Raw genomic sequence first — 17,299 nt, forward strand, 5'->3', positions numbered from 1 at the left:
CGATTTTTGACATACTTCCTTCATCATAGCATACGAAATTAAAATAAAAAAACGGTTCCGCACATAAACATGTATGGAATCCATTATTCAATGGGCCGGTCTTCAGAAGGAGGTTCTCCATATGAGCCCTTTTTTCTCACCAATACGCAAAAAGGTTATTTTTTTCGATATGAATAATACGATCCTGGATCGCAGACAATGCTTTGATTCGGCATTCCTTGAAGTCATGAACGACTTTACAGCGAGGTGGGATCCGGGCGAAATGCTTTTTACAGCCCAAGAAGCCCTACAAAGCTATAAGATGGAGTGGAGCCGTCACCGAAAGGCACCGATACGGAGTCCCATATCCCCTGATGAGCTGCGCCACATTTGTTTGCGTAAAGCTCTTCAGCCAATGCCAGTGAACGTCAGTCCTGCTTTTACACGGTCTTTTTTCGAACAAGTGGAAGAACAGGAAGATAACTTTGTTGCTCTCTTTCCCGGTGTTGAAGACACACTTGAGGCGTTGTCACAAAACTATAAACTGGCTATCATTAGTAACGGTAATCGGAAAAGGTTGCAGAGCAATTTGGAGAAAATGAAACTCACCAGGTGGATCGATCAAGATCGTTTATTTAGTTCAGAGAAGGATGGACCGCGAAAGCCGCACCCCGCTATCTTTGAGAGAGCCCTAAAGACGATGAGCACGGCTTCAAACCAAAGTGTTATGGTCGGAAATTCGTGGCGTAATGATGTGGTGGGGGCCGCGTCAAGCGGCATGGATGCGATTTGGATACATCCGGGGAATATCAAGAAAATATCCGAGCGCCGAATCGGCAGACAGAAAGTCATTATTATCCGTTCTTTTAAACAATTGTTATACACTTTCTAATTCAAGTCCATTTAAGCCAATTTTTTCGAAATAATAAATACTTCCTTGATGCGCTTTTGCTTTCTTTTTGAGTAAGGCGGCAGTTTGGGAAATGTGTTCGAGTGAAATGGGAGATTCGCAGACACAGACGACTAAAGAGAGCGAAAGCGTAACTCCCTCGCTCTTTATCTTGTTGCCGCTCCGATCCCATACATACTCCCAATCCTCATCCTCATAAAACATCTGCACACCTTGTTCGAAGCGGCGAATGATTTCCTGACACAGTTGTTTGGGAGATAACGTGGCAGAAATCGCGATAAAATCATCGCCTCCCACATGCCCGACAAAATCATGCGGTGTCCCACAAACCGCTATGGATTGCTGCATAACATCCGCTGTATATTGAATCAGTTGGTCCCCTTTTTGAAATCCAAACCGATCATTGAACCATTTGAAGTAATCCAGATCCGCATAAACCACATGAAACGGTTTGTTCTCACTAATCCTCTTGTTCAATTCGCGATTGATTTGCAAATTCCCTGGCAGCCCTGTTAGTGGATTGGCCACACGCGCAGATTCCATTCGTACATTCGTTATACTCTCAAGAATCGTTCTGATGGATGCTACTCCTCCCATCTTCCCATTGCTTGTAACGATGACTAGGTCGTATAAATGGTTTATTGCGCGTGAGGTAGCCATCTGTGATACTTCTTCAACAGGTATAAACTCGTCCACGATTAGCGGCGATTCATCCATAATGCTGTCAATAGTTCGATTCCAGAATAAGGAGAAGGCGTATTGACCGGTTAACTGTTGAAATAACCGATCTCTCATCATGAGGCCAACCGGCACTTCTTCATCCACGATGACAGCACCCACTGCCTCTTGATTTTTTTTGAAGTAATCAGCCACTTCCGAAATCAGTTTTTTCTTGTCAAACACTTTCACAGGAGTTTTCAGGTCGCCAATGCTCCAAATCATACTGCCTCCTTGTACTTTACGATGCTGCCAAATCAACATTTTATGGATGTCCTGCACTTTCGCGGGAGATTCATTTGGCTTTCCAAGCAAATAGCCTTGGGCATAATGAACGCCGAGCCGTGTTAATTTGGTTAGTTCATCCGCATGTTCAATGCCTTCAGCAATAAGGGAAATATTCATTTTATGAGCAAAAGTAACAAACGTTTCAAGGATATATTCTTTTACTTTGTTTTTATGTATATTTTCTATGAGTGAACGATCAATTTTAATAAAATCAGGTTGAAGTTCCGCAATCGCTTGTAGGGAGGAATACCCCGCACCAGCATCATCTATGGCAATTCGATAGCCTTGTTTACGGTAATGCTCCAGAATTTTTTGAGCTAAGGAGAAATCCTCAATCGAACTTCTTTCCGTAATTTCAAAAACGACATTGCTTGGGCGGAGTCCGTATTTCTGCAAAATCTCAAGCGTTTTACCAGGAACAAACCCAGGATCGTAAAGCACTTGGGATGAAATATTGATAAAAAGCAACTGCTGCGGATGCTCTAAAATGGATCCTTTAATCGCTTTTTCACGAGCAAGCTGCTCAAGCATATAGAGCTCACCTTGCTGTTCTGCGAATTGAAACATAGCCAAAGGTGAATGAAAGGGACTATCTTTGGGGCCTCGCGTTAACGCTTCATACCCCATTACATGACCATCCTGCAGCGAGATAATAGGTTGATATACGGAATATATGTACTCTTTATCTATCATTTTAAAGAATTGTTCCAACATTTCTGACTGAGTATTCATGTCCATCATCCCTTACCTGAATATACTTATTACACTAGTCTATCAAACCAAATGACTGGCTTTATTATCCATATGTAAAATGTATGTAAAGACTTCAAAAAAAAAAGAGGGAATTCAATCTTTTTCCCGAAAAAGAGAGAGATGGATTGTTAGGTGCGTACAAGCTTGTACAAGCACGGAAAGGATTTGAAATGGAACAACAAGTAAAAATCTTGGCGGTAGATGACCGCTACGAGAACTTGCTGGCTCTGAATAGCATTCTGGCCTCTTCCAACTATGACGTTATTTCTTTGCAATCTGGGGAGGAAGTTCTGAGATATTTATTGAAAGAACCCGCTGATCACATCGCTGTAATCTTGATGGATGTGCAAATGCCTGGACTTAGTGGCTTCGAGACGGCGGAACTGATCAAGCAGCGGAAAGCTTGTCAGGATATTCCCATCATCTTCCTAACGGCTCTCAGCACCTCTATCGAGCATGTTTTGAAGGGCTATCATGTGGGCTCTATTGATTATTTATTCAAACCTATTCATCCTAAAATGCTGCGTATGAAAGTCGACGGCTTCGTTAACATGCACCTCAATCATCAAAAAATCAAATATCAAAGTGAACTGCTGCATAAGCGAACGTTAGATCTCGAAGAGACGAATCGCAAGTTAGCTGAAGCGGAAGAGAAATTAAAGCAGCAAAATTTTCTTTTGGAACAATGGGTGGAAGAGCGAACCTCCGAATTAGTGGATGCCCATGAAAAGCTGATAAAATCACAAGAACATTTCAAGAAAATGTTCATGCTCTCTCCTTCTTTGATGGCCATCCGCCGTCTATCTGACCTCACCTATCTCGAAATTAATGAAAGTTGGAAACAATATACAGGCTATGGCGATGAAATCATTGGAACTACACTAGATCTCTTACGAGCTGAAGTGGGTGATTCAGGCAAGTTTAATGATGTCATCCATAATTGCAAGGTCAAGTACGAAACCAAGTCCAAGGAAATTCGAACAGCCCTGCTTTCAACGGAAATCATCGATATTGAAAATGAAAGCTGCTTACTCGAAGTTGCCGTCGATATCACGGAAAGCTTGCGATTTGAATCGGAAATGGCTCGTCTAGCTCAACTCAATCTAGTTGGGGAAATGGCCGCCGGTATTGCCCATGAGATTCGCAACCCGATGACGACCATTCGTGGCTTCCTCCAATTATTTCGCGAGAACGATCGTCATATGCAAAAAGAATACATCCCCATCATGCTGGAAGAGTTGGACCGAGCGAACGAAATTATTACTGAATACTTATCCCTAGCCAAAAATAAGCAGTCCCACCAAAAGCCCGAACATATCAACCGTATTATCGAAATGCTCCTTCCCCTCATCCAAGCAGAAGCCGTCATGTCCGGAAAGCATGTTCATTTCCAATTCAAGGATTGTCCTGTCATTCAACTCGACGATAAAGAAATGCGTCAACTTATACTGAATATGTGTATGAATGGTCTGGAAGCCATGAGCCTCGGCGGTAAACTGAGAATTGAAACATACACCGAGACAGAACACGTCGTTCTACTTATTGCTGATGAAGGTATAGGAATTAATGAGGAACATTTGGAGAAGCTAGGAAGACCTTTTTTCACGACCAAAGATGAAGGTACAGGGCTCGGTTTAGCTATTTGTTACAGCATAGCTGCCAGGCATCATGCTTCGATTGAAGTTCAGTCAAGTGAGAAAGGAACAACATTCCTCATTCGCTTTCCGATTACAGCCTCACGCACATGAAAAAGGGACGCTCACAAGTCATGATGACTTAGGAGCGTCCCTTCTGTATTGGATTAACTTACACATTCAAATCTTTGCGTTTCCCTGTAACCATATAAATAACACCTTCACCGATATTCGTTGTGTGATCAGCTACACGCTCTAAGAAATGGGCAACAAACAATAAATGGGTCAACTGGCGGTTACGATTGTAATCCGAACCCATCATCCCCATCAATTCCTGCATTACTGAGCTATATAGCTTATCCACGCGGTCATCTTTCTCGGCAAGCGATGCAGCCCTGTGAACATCGCGTTCTGTATAAGAAAGGAGGCTCTCATGCAGCATCTCAATGGCAATATCGGCCATTTCAGGAATGACTTCGAGCGGCTTAACAAGCTCTTCTCCAGCGAGACGGATCGTAATCTTTGCAATATCTACGGCATGATCAGCAATTCGTTCCAAGTCTGTAGCGATTTTCATTGCCGTTCCAATGATTCGCAGATCACTTGCCATTGGTTGTTGTAAAGCAATTAATCGAAGGCAAAGCTCATCGATTGTCGTTAAATAATCATCAATGAGATCATCATTCTTAATGACTTGCCGTGCAGCATTCTCATCAAACTTGGCCAACGACTCCACGGACTTAAGAATCAAATCCTTAACGCTTTCCCCCATATCCTGCAATTCACTTTGCAAAACTGACAATGATTGATGAAACCCAGGTCTTGCGTCCATATTACGTCTCTCCCCTCAGTTGTAGTTAACCGAATCTTCCCGTAATGTAATCTTCCGTACGTTGATTATTCGGATTGGTGAAAATTTTATCCGTCTTGTCCGTTTCCACTAAGTATCCATTTAGGAAGAAGGAGGTCATATCCGAAATCCTTGCCGCCTGCTGCATGTTGTGCGTAACGATAATGATGGTGTATTTCTCTTTCAATGTTTGTGTCAACTCTTCAACTTTGAGCGTTGAGATTGGATCTAGCGCCGATGTAGGCTCATCCATAAGAAGTACGTCGGGCTCTACAGCTAGTAACCGTGCGATGCATAAACGCTGTTGTTGTCCGCCGGACAGGCCTAGAGCAGATTTATGCAAACGATCCTTTACTTCATCCCACAAGGCGGCTTGTACAAGACTGCGTTCTACGATTTCGTCTAGGACCGCTTTCTTCTTCGTACCATGGATGCGAGGGCCATAGGCAATGTTGTCATAAATACTCATCGGAAATGGATTTGGACGTTGAAATACCATCCCTACGCGCTTACGCAGTGAAACAACATCGGAATCGGAATCATAGATATTGTGACCATCCACGGCTACATTTCCAGTAATTCGCACACTATCAATGAGATCATTCATACGGTTCAAAGTGCGCAGAAAGGTGGATTTTCCACAGCCAGAAGGACCGATCAAAGCGGCGATTGTTCCCGTTTGTATGGCCAATTCAATATCGTGGAGAGCATGATTATCTCCGTAAAATAAATTTAATTTGTCCGCTTTAATCTTATGCTTGGTCGACACGATTTATTTCCCCCCGGAAAGTCTTTTTTGTAAAATTCGGCTTGGTATACTGACAAGTAGGTTAAAGATGAGTACGACGATCAGGAGCAGCGCGGCACTTCCTTTAGCGATTTCCTTGGCATCCGGAACTAACGCTTCAGCGCCAATATACCAGAGATGAACGGATAGCGTCTCCCCCATCTTCAGTGGATTGAAATCCGGAAAGAAGCGAGAAACCGATAAGCCGGCCGTGTAAATTAGAATGGCAGATTCGCCTAACGCACGTCCTGCAATCAACGTAATCCCCGTAATTAAGCTTGGTAGCGATGCAGGTATGAGCACTTTGCGAATGGCTTGCCATCTTGTTGAGCCAAGTGCAAGGCTTGCCTCCCAATAAGATTCAGGAACCGTACGTATAGCTACCTCTGTGACCCTTACCATAACAGGTAAGTTAAGCAGAGCAACCGTCGCGGCCCCACCAATAATTGAAAACTTCAGACCTAGCAAATTAGCAAAAAGTAAGAAACCGAACAATCCAAATACGATAGAAGGAACAGAAGCAAGAGCTTCAACCGAGATACGAACGAGATCCGTAAACCAATTTTTTTGTGCGTATATCGCCAAGTATATCCCCGAGAATAAACCGATTGGAATGGATATCAGCAAGGATAAGAATAGGACATAGAAGGAGTTGAACAATTGCGGACCTACACCGCCGCCAGCTTTGATCTCCTCAGACTTCCCGAAGATGAAATTCCAAGATAAATGTGGAACACCATCACCTAATATTCGAAATAGAAACCAAGCCAGAATCAATATAATAACAATGCCCGATGCCCAGAAATACAACGTGGCCAAACGATCCGTTGTTTTGCTCTTCATTTAAGTTCACTCCTTTTGGCTACGATACGGATAATAAGAATTAAGGATAACGAGATCACCAGTAAAAGAAGCGCCATCAAATAGAGCGCATTATTCCAAGTGCTTCCGTAATTCGTATTCCCCATATCCTTCACAATCGCGGTCGTTAATACCGTGGTTGAGTCAAGGAGTGATTTCGGCATTTGCGGCGAGTTACCAATAACCATGAATACAGCCATGGTTTCACCAATTGCACGCCCCATGCCAAGGATAATTGCTGTTAGAATACCGGGTCTAGCTGCAGGCAAAAGGACACGCCACATGGTTTGCCAACGTGTTGCACCTAATGCGAGTGATGCTTCTTCCAGACGACTCGGCAATGCACGGATAGCATCTTCTGAGATCGAGAGAATGGTTGGTAAAATCATGATAGCGAGAATGATGGAAGCTGGTAAAATACCGTATCCAACCCCGCCTGTTATTTTACCGAGTGCAGGGACGATGACCGTTAAGCCGATTAGGCCATAAACAACCGAAGGAATACCTACGAACAGATCCGTCGCAGGACGCATGATTTCACGCATCCATCTCGGAGCAATTTTAGCCATGAATAATGCCCCTGACAAAGCAAGCGGCACTGAAAACACAACTGAAACCAAAGTCATGAGCAGCGTGCTGTATAGAAAAGGAAGGGCTCCGAATTTTTTTTGACCTGGCGTCCAATCTGTAGAGAAGAAAAATTCAAAAGGACTGACTCCCTGAAAAGTCTTAATCCCTTGCATCCCCACGAAAACAATGATAGAAAAAATGATGGCAGACACTAAGGCAGCACTTCCAACAAACACCCACCTCATGATGTTATCTTGTCTATGTTGTCCTTGGGTCCATTTCGTGACGATTGGACGACTTTCGTCTGATTTCGCGTTCGTTAGTTTATCTGCTACGGAATTCAATGGGTAATTCCCCTTTCTCTTAAATCACATTACTTTTATGATAGAGCATGATTGTAATTGGATCGTCAATAAATTGTTAAGGGAATGTAAAAGTTTCATGTTTCAAAGTAAAAAAAGAGCGCGGCATATAATGCCAGCGCTCTTAGTTTGTTCTATTTATTATTTTTTAAGCAAATCTGCAGGCAAGAATTTCAAGTCACGAACTTGTTTACCTTGGAATTCTTTGCTTGTGATGTAAGCGATGAATGCTTTAGTAGGATCTTTCGCTTCACCTTTTGTGTACATATGCTCAACACCAAACAATTTGTAAGTACCGTTCTTAATGTTTTCCTCAGAGAACGCTACATTATCAATTTTCAATGCTTTTACTGAGTCATCAACGTAAGGTGTGTCTACATATCCAATGGAGCTGGACTGACCAGCAACAGCTGTTTTCATTGCACCGCTGTTTTCTTGTGTAATACCGTCTTTCGTGAATTCTTTGCCATCAAGAATGATTTGTTTAACTAACGTACGGGAACCTGAGCTATCTGGACGGTGAACAAGAACGATTTTCGCGTCATTGCCGCCAACTTCTTTCCAGTTCGTAACTTTACCCATGTAAATGTCTGCCGCTTGTTGTTTTGTAACATTATCTACTTTTACATCTTTGTTTACGATCAATGCGAATGGAGCAATCGCAACTTGGTGGTCAACAAGACCTTTATCTTTATATTCAGCAGCTGGCTCGACATCGGAGTTACCGATGTCTGAAGTACCGTCTGCTACGTTTTTAATTCCTGTACCTGAACCGCCTGCTGTAACGTTGATTGTTACTTTCGGATTTTTTTCCATAAACTCAGTAGCTGCTTGTTTAACTAATGGAAGAAGTGCGCTTGAACCGGAAGCTGTAACCGTACCGCTTAGCTCTGCTTTTGGAGCAGCAGATGCCGCTGCACTAGCAGCAGGTGTTGCAGAAGCAGCGTTTTTAGTATCTGTTTTAGCGCCGCAACCAACCAATGACCCCATCATTAATACCGCGGAAAGTGTGAATGTAATTCCTTTTTTCGACATGAACTTAAACATAGTTAGCATGTCCTCCTTTGAGTTTATGTTACTAATTCGGTTAGTATCGATCCCTTTTGAATGTCCGTCGAACTAACTTACTTAAACATCGTAACAATTGAATGTAAAATCCAAACCCTCGAAACGTAAACGTAATGTAAAACTTTTATTTCTTCTTTCATTCGTTAAAAGATTGGTTAAATTTACATATCATTAACAAACTTAGATGCTTTAGTTAATAGAAGTACCCTATATTAATAAGTATCAACACGAAAACAGTCGAATATTGTCAAGTAATATATAGGAGGAATGACTTATGAAGAGGATAAAAATCAATATGACCATGCGATTAAAATTAATTGCCAGTTTCAGCGGAGTACTTCTCATTTTCCTTGCCGTTGCTTTGTTTAATCTGAACCAAGTGAATCAAATCAAGAAGCATATGACGGATCAGAACGATAAAGTCGAACTAAAGGTGCTAGCGCTCGAGCTTAAAAATATGGTTCAGGAAATGAATATCATTGCTTCAGGCTTGGAGATTTCGAAGAAATCGGAATACATCGAAAAATACAATGCAAAACGAAAGCCTTATAACGATTTCATTCAGAAAATTGGTGATACAGCTTCAACAGCTGATCAAAAGAAGTGGCGAAGCCAATTAATTCAATACTCCGTTGATTACATAAATAACTTCGACTCTGCGGCCAAAATGGTCCAAGATCCTAACTTGAAACCGACGGATCTGCAAATTAACCTCCTTTACCTATATAATGAATCTCAGGAATTGAAGGATAAGATTTTTGCACTTGTTGATAAATTCTATGTTACTTATGCAGAGGCTGCCGAACATGCAATTTCCAACTCAACGAAGGCACTTAATGAAAGCAGCAGGGTGATGTTGATTGCCTTTGCTATCGTCGTTATTGTAACCATTATTATTGCCTTTCTAATCATCAGCTCCTTCACACATCCAATTAAAATTTTACAAAATGCTGTATCTCATATTGCCGCAGGGGATTTGTCCCATACAATCAATTCAAAATCCAATGATGAGTTAGGTAAGCTAAGCAACAGCTTCGACCATATGATCATTCAAGTTCGTCAAATGCTTCATGCTACGCTGCAGATTGCTTCTTCCTTATCCGAGCACTCCCATGAGTTTCATCGCTTTTCTCTACTAACAGCATCGGCAAATACAGATATCTTGAAGGCAATTACAGAGATATCGACTGGTGCTGACGAGCAAGCCATGAAAACGGAGCAAAGCTCGATGATCATTGCAGAGCTGGAAGCGGAGATTCGTGACATTACTGCTTATACGTATGAAATGAAGCGTACAAGTGAAGAGGCTGCTTCTGGTACACTACAAGGGACAGCATCTGTAAGGGCGCTGAAATCATCGTCAGACGAATCCCAGGCTGTCCTACAGAAGGTCGATGCTGCCATGATGACCTTGTCTGACAGCTCCAAACAAATTGGCGCTATTATTCACTCGATCACGGAAATTTCTACGCAGACAAACGTGCTTGCCTTGAACGCTGCGATTGAAGCGGCCAGAGCCGGCGAACACGGCCGCGGCTTCTCTGTGATTGCGGATGAAGTTCGTCAGCTTTCTCAGCAGACGAATGATTCCTCCAAGACAATCGGCGGCATCATTCAATCGCTTCAGAAGCAAATCAAAGAATTACAGAGCTCACTGATCGAAGCTCGCGATTCTGCGGTTGCACAAAACCATCGGGTAGCAGACACGCTCGGTTCTTTCGAGGGCATCGAACAATCGATGAAAAGAATAATCGGGCAAATTGAACAAATCCATGTGAAAATTGAATACGTACAATCCAAGAATGACAGATTAGTAAATTCCGTTCAGTTCGTAGCGGCCATTGCGCAAGAAACAGCTGCCGGGGTCGAGGAAGTAAGCTCAACCTCGATTCAGCAAGATGCATCCATCCGCCGAATTGCCGAAGAGTCGGATGATATCCTTGAACTTGCTCAACAGTTATTTGCAGAGATCAGCAAATTCCAGATTAGTGAGACTGCTGCGAAGAATCATCAGGAGATTATTGATCTTCAATCTGAGACAATTCATGTCATGAATGAGGTGCACTTCGAGGTTTTTGATGATAATCAAATGGATTTGTTTCAAAAGGAACAAGATAACTCAACAGCGGAAACACCACAGGATGACCTGAACAAAGGTGAATCTAGGAAAGAGAACAAAATGCTTGTTCTCGTAGGAAAATAATAGCTAGCACAAAAATCCCTCTACTCCTAATTGGAAGCGTAGAGGGATTTAATTTCTAATGTACGCTAAGACGACACTGGTGTAACCGTTAGCCGCAACAAGATGATTTTACCACTGCCTCCGGTTTCGTTACCGGTGAACAACAAGCACTAATTTCTTCTGTTTTGCTTACTAGCTTTTGACTATCTTCAGGACCGCAGCATTCTTTGCTCCCGATACCGCAAACTCCCGTTTCCGGCAGCTCCAGCTCAACTCGTTCAGCTGCTGCCTGATCTCCTACAAGCGCTGCTACGACGGATCTCACTTGTTCATAACCTGTTGCCATTAAGAATGTTGGTGCTCTTCCATAACTTTTGGAACCAACAATATAGAAATTCTTTTCTGGTTGGCGCAGCTCCTTCTCGCCATGCGGTCTAACCGTACCGCAGCTATGAATATTCGGATCGATCAGTGGCACTAACGCCAAAACGCTCTCCAATGTTGGGTCGGCAATTACTCTAACTTCTCGTAAAAAGGATAGATCCGGGCGAGAACCCGTATTCGACACGATTTCATCGACAGCATCTAGATGAACCAATGATCCGTTTAAAGAGCCAATCACAACCATTTTATCTTCTTTTTGTTTCAATTCTTGAATGTGGAATGGCGTCAGAACCTTAACTTTTCCTGAATCAACTAGCTTTTGAATACGTGTACCAAGTTCTCCTCTTGCAGGAAGTTGATCCTGCTCCTGACCACCATAAACATCAGCTAGCCTAGATTTTCTTAAAATCCAAATAATTTCTGTGCTCTGAACTTGATCCTTCAGATTTCCTAATTCTAGCAAGGTATTTATTGCAGAGTGACCACTCCCGACAACAAGAACTTTTTTGCCGCTATATCGTTCCTTATGCTTACCCGAAATATCAGGTATCCCATAATAAATTTGCTTGTTTAAAGACTGCTCTTCTGTCGTCCAAACCCCTTCTGATATAATGGGATTCGGATTCAACCAGGTACCGGATGCATCAATAACAGCCTTAGCCTCAATAAGGATTCGTTCCCCATTTATCTCCACATGCAGGACAAACGGAAGAACTTCACGGCCTTGTGTTTTAACTTTGCTCAGACCTTTACGGCTAACAGCTATAACTTTCGTATTTAGGTTTAAATAAGGTTTGATTTCAGGCAATTCAACAAAAGGTTTGAAGTATTTGTCAACCATCTCTTGTCCTGAAGGGATTTCTAAAGGATTAGGGGCTTGCCAACCATGAGAAATAAGCAATTGCTTAGCAGCTTTGTCGATATTGTATTCCCAAGAGGAAAACATTCGAACATGGGCCCAATTGCGTACATTTGATCCCACTTCCTCACCCGCCTCAAACAAAACAAAAGGCTCCCCTCTCATAACTAACTGTGCTGCCGCGGCAAGACCAACAGGCCCAGCACCAATAATAGCCACCGGTAACTTAATATCATTCATCTTATATACCTCCCTCTCAATGTAAAACGTTTAATAGAAATACGGCGCAAAATTACTTAATCAAATAATTTTGATTAATAGATCAAAAAAAATTGATATTAAGATTAAAAAAATTAAGAACGAGTAGGTCTAAATATGCAGCAAAGATCTGCTGAAAGCAATCCGTTTACTTCAGAATTGTTTATCTCGTAGTAGCTCCAAGTACCAATCATCTCTTTGGTGATTAATTTCGCCTCCAATAGGATTTTCAAGTGATAAGACAGTTTTGACTGGGCCATATCAAAGATATCACAAAGGTCACATACGCAAGTTTTTCCCCGCTGTGTTAACTCATACATGATCTGTAGTCTTTTGTGATCAGCTAGTGCTTTAAATTTTGCTTCATACGTTTCAAAAAAAGAATCGTCTGGTGTGGATTTTGTATATATCGTTTGTAATGGAATTATTGTTTTCACTGATCTCACCCGCTTCATTAATCAAATATTTTTGATTTAATAACAATATATAGCATTACCCGCTAAATAGCAATCCATTAATCAATTTATTTTGATTAATTATATAAATGGCAAGGATAGCCCTCTTCTGGAGGACCATCCAATCATTACTGCTAATGCACAAACCGACCTTCCTTAGGAATCGCTAATTCTTCAAAATCCTCCGCCAGACGGCCTAGTTCGCGACTTAGTTCTTCGCCGTTCATCGGTTTTCCATGTCCCGTTATCGCTAAAGATGGATGTAAATCTCGAAGCTTTCTAACCGAATCACCGGCTGCTTGCCAATCTGTCGTGAAATACTTGGGCGGTCCGCTTATTTCTTGTTCTTGCGTGAACACCTTGTAAAGAGATTCTTGCTTGACGGTAACGAAGGCATCTCCGGCTATTAATGAACCATCTTTGGCGCGAAAAAGAGAAATGTGTCCTGGTGTGTGTCCCGGCGTATGAATCCATTGCCATCCCGTCAGTCCAGGAACGATACCATTAGCAGGCAAAGGATGTACATGATTACCTATGTCAATGCCGTGGTTTGGAAAAAGGGGTGATAACTCGCTTACAAGCCCGCCATTTACCGTAGAATCTCCTTTAGGATAATTGGATTTTCCCGTCAAATAAGGGACTTCCAACTCATGTGCATATACCGGAACATCCCAGTATTCCAAAAGACTCTCTATGGCCCCGACATGGTCGAAATGTCCATGCGTCAAAATGATCGCCCTAGGCTTCTTATGTGCTCCAAAACGCTCCTCTGCAACACGAATGATCTCATCTGCCGATTGCGGCATACCTGCGTCAATTAAAAACCATTCTTTATCTTTGCTTGTTGGGTTGCCAATGAAACAAATATTCACGATCTGAATGCAGTAACCATATATATCAATGGCTATTTCCTTGCCTTCACCGCTGGATAATGTCGTTAGCGGGATATACGTATGCTCATATGTATGCTCTGTATGCTCCATGTAAACTTCTCCTCATCATTGCAAATTCCACATTACTATCCCCATTTTGCTGTTAAATTACTCCGTATTTCTCGATACGAAATGTGTTGTTAAACTAAAAAAAGGCCAGAGTCTAGCGACTCTTAGCCTATCTTTCATAATAAGTCTTATGCGTAATTGCACTTATTTCGCAATCTCATCCGTCGCTTTAATGTTACGCAAGATGCTCACTTCAACACGGCGGTTCTTCGCTCTACCTTCTGTTGTGTCATTTTCTGCAATCGGCCGGTATTCACCGAATCCGACCGAAGAGTAGGAAGCAGGATCAATTTTACTGTTATTCAGAAGTATTTTCATAAAATTGACCGCACGCTTTGCGCTTAAATCCCAGTTCGTTTCAAAGTCTGCTCGACGAATCGGGATATTATCCGTATGACCTGCTACTTCAACCTCATATCCTGGATAGCTGCCCAGCAAATTAGACATCGAAACCGCCAGCTTTTGTGATTCTTGTTTAATTGTAGCCGACCCTGAATCAAACAGCGCACGGTCACTAATCGTAATGGTCAGCTTCTCATTATCCAGCTTCGTGGTCAGCTGCTCACTCATGTTGTTTTCTTTAATGTAAGCATCCATGCTTTGCTTTAACTCTTTGAGATCCTTCTCTTCCTTCTGCAGCTTGGCAGCCAGCTGACTATCGGTTTTACTCTCATCCTTCGGCGGAGGATTTTGGCTCTTATTATTGTTTTTCGTAGAATTCCCCGCATCATTTATTGGAACCATATTCGACATCGCGAAGGGTGCTTCTCCCCCCGTGAAGGCATTGTTCAAGGACCGCATAATCGAGTCGTATTTCTTGGAATCCACCTGACTAGATGCAAACAAAATGATAAAGAGAGCTAGAAGCAAGGTAAGCAAATCCGCATAGGGAATGAGCCAGGTTTCATCAATATGTTCTTCATGATCCTCATGCTTCTTTTTTTTACTCACTGTGGAGCAGCCTCCCTCGAGTCTTCGTCATACGCCGCACGTTCATTGTTGGCAACGAAGATCATCATTTTTTGCTTCACGGAATTGGCAGATACACCGGATTGAATGGAGAGCAACCCTTCTACAATCATAAGCTTAATTTCAACTTCTTTCTTAGACTTCTGCTTCAGCTTATTTGCAAATGGGTGAAAAATAACGTAACCAAGGAAAATCCCGAACATCGTTGCAACGAATGCCGCTGAAATCAGATGACCTAGTTTATCTACTTCACTCAAATTACCAAGAGCAGCGATGAGTCCAACGACGGCACCAAGTACGCCGAGTGTCGGTGCATATGTACCAGCTTGCGTAAAAATGCTTGCATATTTCTTATGTCTTGATTCCATTTCAGCAATATCTTCGAGCAATACATCGCGTACAAAATCTGCATCGTTTCCATCAATAATGAGGCGCATGCCGCTTTTCATAAATGGGTCTGACAGCTCTTCTGCTTGCTTCTCCAAGGAAAGTAAGCCTTCACGGCGTGTAATGGATACCCAGTCGATGAACGTCTCGATCAGTTCTTTTTTAGGCATTAATTTCTGTTCGGTAAAAATAATTTTCATTAAGGTCGGAATCTTCTTCATTTCTGCCATTGAAAAAGCGATAAATAAGGCCGATGCTGTACCACCAAAAATAATTAAGGCAGCTGCAGGATTCAGCAGTGCTACCAGGCTTGCCCCTTTCAATACCATACCCACACCAATGGATATAAAAGCTAAAACGATTCCGATTAGTGATGACTTCTCCATATTCAAGGCACCTCTCCCTATGATCTAATTTTCATGAGTTGTCATGCTTCCTAATGATCTCAACAAGCTTGCCAACGTTTCCTGATCTTCCCCCAGTTTAGAAAAAAAACGGCGATCGGCTTGCTCGACAATGTCTATTGCCTTGTTTATCAACCTCTCTCCAGCTGGAGTTAAAGAGATTGATTTGGCTCGCGTATCCGTCGGATGTTCCTTGCGAATGAGGAACCCTTTCTTTTCCAAGTTACGAAGTACTTGTGATGCCATCATGGGATCAATATGCGCATGCATGGCAATTTGAACCTGTGTCACATCCCCAAGAGGGGATTGAGAATTTAACCACTCTGTGGTTGCCAGCAAAATAAATTGAACATGCGTGAGATCCAAATCATGCAGGGCATGACGAAGATTTTTTTGCCATAGATTCGTAACCTGCCAAAGATGAAATCCTTGGCTGTCATAAGGCTTACCTTGTTCAATTGTCATTGACCCTCCGATAATTCAACAAAAAAGTTGTATATGTACATATAATAAGTTTATTTATTATTTAATACAATCATCTTTTGTCGAAAAGTAGGACTAAAGTCATGTATTTTTTGTGAATATGCAAATAATTTGACGAATGCTAGCGTCCTTCACTTACTTATTTTATACTTGAGAAGAGCCAATTCCTGCTTGAACCGATATCAGTGTGAAGAAAACATACGAGGAGTGAATCATGTGGAGAAACGTTCGTTTGGTTCGACCGGACAGCAATTTCCTATTCTGAGCTTTGGTGCTCAGCGCATTGTCGACGAACACCAATGTACGGAAGAAGAAGCGATTCAAATTGTGAATCGTGCGATTGACGAAGGGATCACCTATTTCGATACAGCACCTAGCTACTCGGATGGGCAATCCGAGGATCGACTTGGTAAAGCATTAGCACGCGATGGACGAAGGAATGACGTATGGATTGCTACCAAAACGCATGATCGGACAAGAGACGGTTCTCTGAAGCTGCTGGAAGCAAGTCTGAAGCGTCTGCAAACGGATCACATCGAAGAATGGCGATTACATAATATTATGACAATGGAAGAGCTCGATCAGTGTTTCGCCAAAGGCGGAGCGCTAGAAGCGCTTCTTGAGGCCAAGGAACAAGGGATTATCAAGCATATCTCGATCAGCGGCCACACGAATCCTAGAGTTCAGTTGAAAGCGATTGAACGCTGTGACTCATTCGACAGCGCGCTTGTTGCCTTATCCGCAGCGGATCATCTCATCTACAGCTTCGCTCATGAGTTTTTGCCTAAAGCGGTTGAGAAAGGTGTCGCTATCATCGGCATGAAAGTTATGGCGCTCGGTAAGCTGGCACCCTGGTACGAGAAAGCACTCCAATATACGTTCTCGCTGCCGATATCTACAGCGATTGTCGGGATGGAGTCCATGGCGCAGCTGGAACAAAATCTGGCCATTGCTAAGAGCTTCAAGCCGATGACTGAGCTGGAGCAGCTCGAGTTCCTCAAAGAAATTGCCCATCTTGCCACCCCCGATGTACTGCGTTGGAAAACAACCGATTGGGTATCTGGTGAATGGTACGTTCGTAACTAATCAAAAAGCCAGCAGTTAAGTGCCCCTGAGTATCGGCACTAACTTGCTGGCT

16 protein-coding genes are annotated in these 17,299 nt (G+C 42.5%); 4 read left to right on the forward strand and 12 right to left on the reverse strand.

Annotation, left to right across the window (positions count from 1 at the left end; all coding sequences use genetic code 11):
• Positions 1-121 precede the first annotated feature (121 nt).
• Positions 122-871 (forward strand): HAD family hydrolase, encoded by a 750-nt coding sequence (locus QFZ81_RS25600; RefSeq protein WP_307605300.1) that lies wholly within the window; start codon positions 122-124, stop codon positions 869-871.
• Here the strand turns inward: QFZ81_RS25600 and QFZ81_RS25605 are convergent.
• Positions 857-2,626 (reverse strand): GGDEF domain-containing protein, encoded by a 1,770-nt coding sequence (locus tag QFZ81_RS25605; RefSeq protein ID WP_307605301.1) that lies wholly within the window; start codon positions 2,624-2,626, stop codon positions 857-859. The genes QFZ81_RS25600 and QFZ81_RS25605 overlap by 15 nt on opposite strands.
• A gap of 191 nt (positions 2,627-2,817) precedes the next feature.
• On the opposite strand from QFZ81_RS25605, the gene QFZ81_RS25610 reads away from it, so the two are divergent.
• Complete coding sequence (locus tag QFZ81_RS25610) at positions 2,818-4,395, forward strand: ATP-binding protein (RefSeq protein WP_307440260.1); 1,578 nt, start codon at positions 2,818-2,820, stop codon at positions 4,393-4,395.
• 58 nt (positions 4,396-4,453) lie between these two features.
• Here QFZ81_RS25610 and phoU read toward each other — a convergent pair whose 3' ends face one another.
• The 5 genes from phoU to QFZ81_RS25635 all read right to left on the reverse strand — a co-directional run bounded on the left by phoU (position 4,454) and on the right by QFZ81_RS25635 (position 8,758).
• On the reverse strand, positions 4,454-5,113 hold the full coding sequence (gene phoU / locus QFZ81_RS25615; RefSeq protein WP_307440259.1) for a phosphate signaling complex protein PhoU: 660 nt from the start codon (positions 5,111-5,113) through the stop codon (positions 4,454-4,456).
• Positions 5,114-5,138: 25 nt separating this feature from the next.
• Positions 5,139-5,900 carry a phosphate ABC transporter ATP-binding protein PstB gene (pstB, locus tag QFZ81_RS25620; protein WP_307605302.1) on the reverse strand — a complete coding sequence of 254 codons (762 nt, stop codon included), beginning with the start codon at positions 5,898-5,900 and terminating at the stop codon, positions 5,139-5,141.
• Positions 5,901-5,903: 3 nt separating this feature from the next.
• On the reverse strand, positions 5,904-6,761 hold the full coding sequence (pstA, locus tag QFZ81_RS25625; protein ID WP_307440254.1) for a phosphate ABC transporter permease PstA: 858 nt from the start codon (positions 6,759-6,761) through the stop codon (positions 5,904-5,906).
• The gene (gene pstC / locus QFZ81_RS25630; protein WP_307605303.1) at positions 6,758-7,693 is read right to left on the reverse strand and encodes a phosphate ABC transporter permease subunit PstC; all 936 of its coding nucleotides are present in this window, start codon (positions 7,691-7,693) and stop codon (positions 6,758-6,760) included. Before pstC ends, pstA begins: the two co-directional genes overlap by 4 nt.
• Positions 7,694-7,852: 159 nt before the next feature.
• Entirely contained in the window at positions 7,853-8,758 is a 906-nt protein-coding gene (locus tag QFZ81_RS25635; protein WP_307440250.1) for a phosphate ABC transporter substrate-binding protein, read from the reverse strand.
• Between the two features lie 295 nt (positions 8,759-9,053).
• Here QFZ81_RS25635 and QFZ81_RS25640 point away from each other — a divergent pair, with 295 nt between their 5' ends.
• Positions 9,054-10,982 (forward strand): methyl-accepting chemotaxis protein, encoded by a 1,929-nt coding sequence (locus QFZ81_RS25640; protein WP_307440248.1) that lies wholly within the window; start codon positions 9,054-9,056, stop codon positions 10,980-10,982.
• An 88-nt stretch (positions 10,983-11,070) separates the two neighbouring features.
• On the opposite strand, the gene QFZ81_RS25645 is transcribed toward QFZ81_RS25640, so the two are convergent.
• From QFZ81_RS25645 to QFZ81_RS25670, 6 genes are all read right to left on the reverse strand, one after another.
• Positions 11,071-12,444 (reverse strand): NAD(P)-binding domain-containing protein, encoded by a 1,374-nt coding sequence (locus tag QFZ81_RS25645; protein WP_307605304.1) that lies wholly within the window; start codon positions 12,442-12,444, stop codon positions 11,071-11,073.
• 113 nt (positions 12,445-12,557) lie between these two features.
• Entirely contained in the window at positions 12,558-12,899 is a 342-nt protein-coding gene (locus QFZ81_RS25650) for an ArsR/SmtB family transcription factor (RefSeq protein WP_373463715.1), read from the reverse strand.
• Positions 12,900-13,051: 152 nt separating this feature from the next.
• Entirely contained in the window at positions 13,052-13,900 is an 849-nt protein-coding gene (locus tag QFZ81_RS25655; protein WP_307605305.1) for an MBL fold metallo-hydrolase, read from the reverse strand.
• Between the two features lie 162 nt (positions 13,901-14,062).
• Positions 14,063-14,869, reverse strand: coding sequence for a flagellar motor protein MotB (gene motB, locus QFZ81_RS25660; protein ID WP_307440240.1), 807 nt, complete (start codon positions 14,867-14,869; stop codon positions 14,063-14,065).
• Positions 14,866-15,660: a flagellar motor stator protein MotA gene (gene motA / locus QFZ81_RS25665; protein WP_307440237.1), complete on the reverse strand. Its 795-nt coding sequence runs from the start codon at positions 15,658-15,660 to the stop codon at positions 14,866-14,868. Before motA ends, motB begins: the two co-directional genes overlap by 4 nt.
• A 24-nt stretch (positions 15,661-15,684) precedes the next feature.
• Positions 15,685-16,143 carry a MarR family winged helix-turn-helix transcriptional regulator gene (locus QFZ81_RS25670; RefSeq protein WP_307605306.1) on the reverse strand — a complete coding sequence of 153 codons (459 nt, stop codon included), beginning with the start codon at positions 16,141-16,143 and terminating at the stop codon, positions 15,685-15,687.
• A 234-nt stretch (positions 16,144-16,377) separates the two neighbouring features.
• On the opposite strand from QFZ81_RS25670, the gene QFZ81_RS25675 reads away from it, so the two are divergent.
• The gene (locus QFZ81_RS25675; RefSeq protein ID WP_307605307.1) at positions 16,378-17,247 is read left to right on the forward strand and encodes an aldo/keto reductase; all 870 of its coding nucleotides are present in this window, start codon (positions 16,378-16,380) and stop codon (positions 17,245-17,247) included.
• Positions 17,248-17,299 lie beyond the last annotated feature (52 nt).

The sequence above is a fragment of the Paenibacillus sp. V4I9 genome, from assembly GCF_030817295.1.
In the GTDB taxonomy this organism is placed as follows: domain Bacteria; phylum Bacillota; class Bacilli; order Paenibacillales; family NBRC-103111; genus Paenibacillus_E.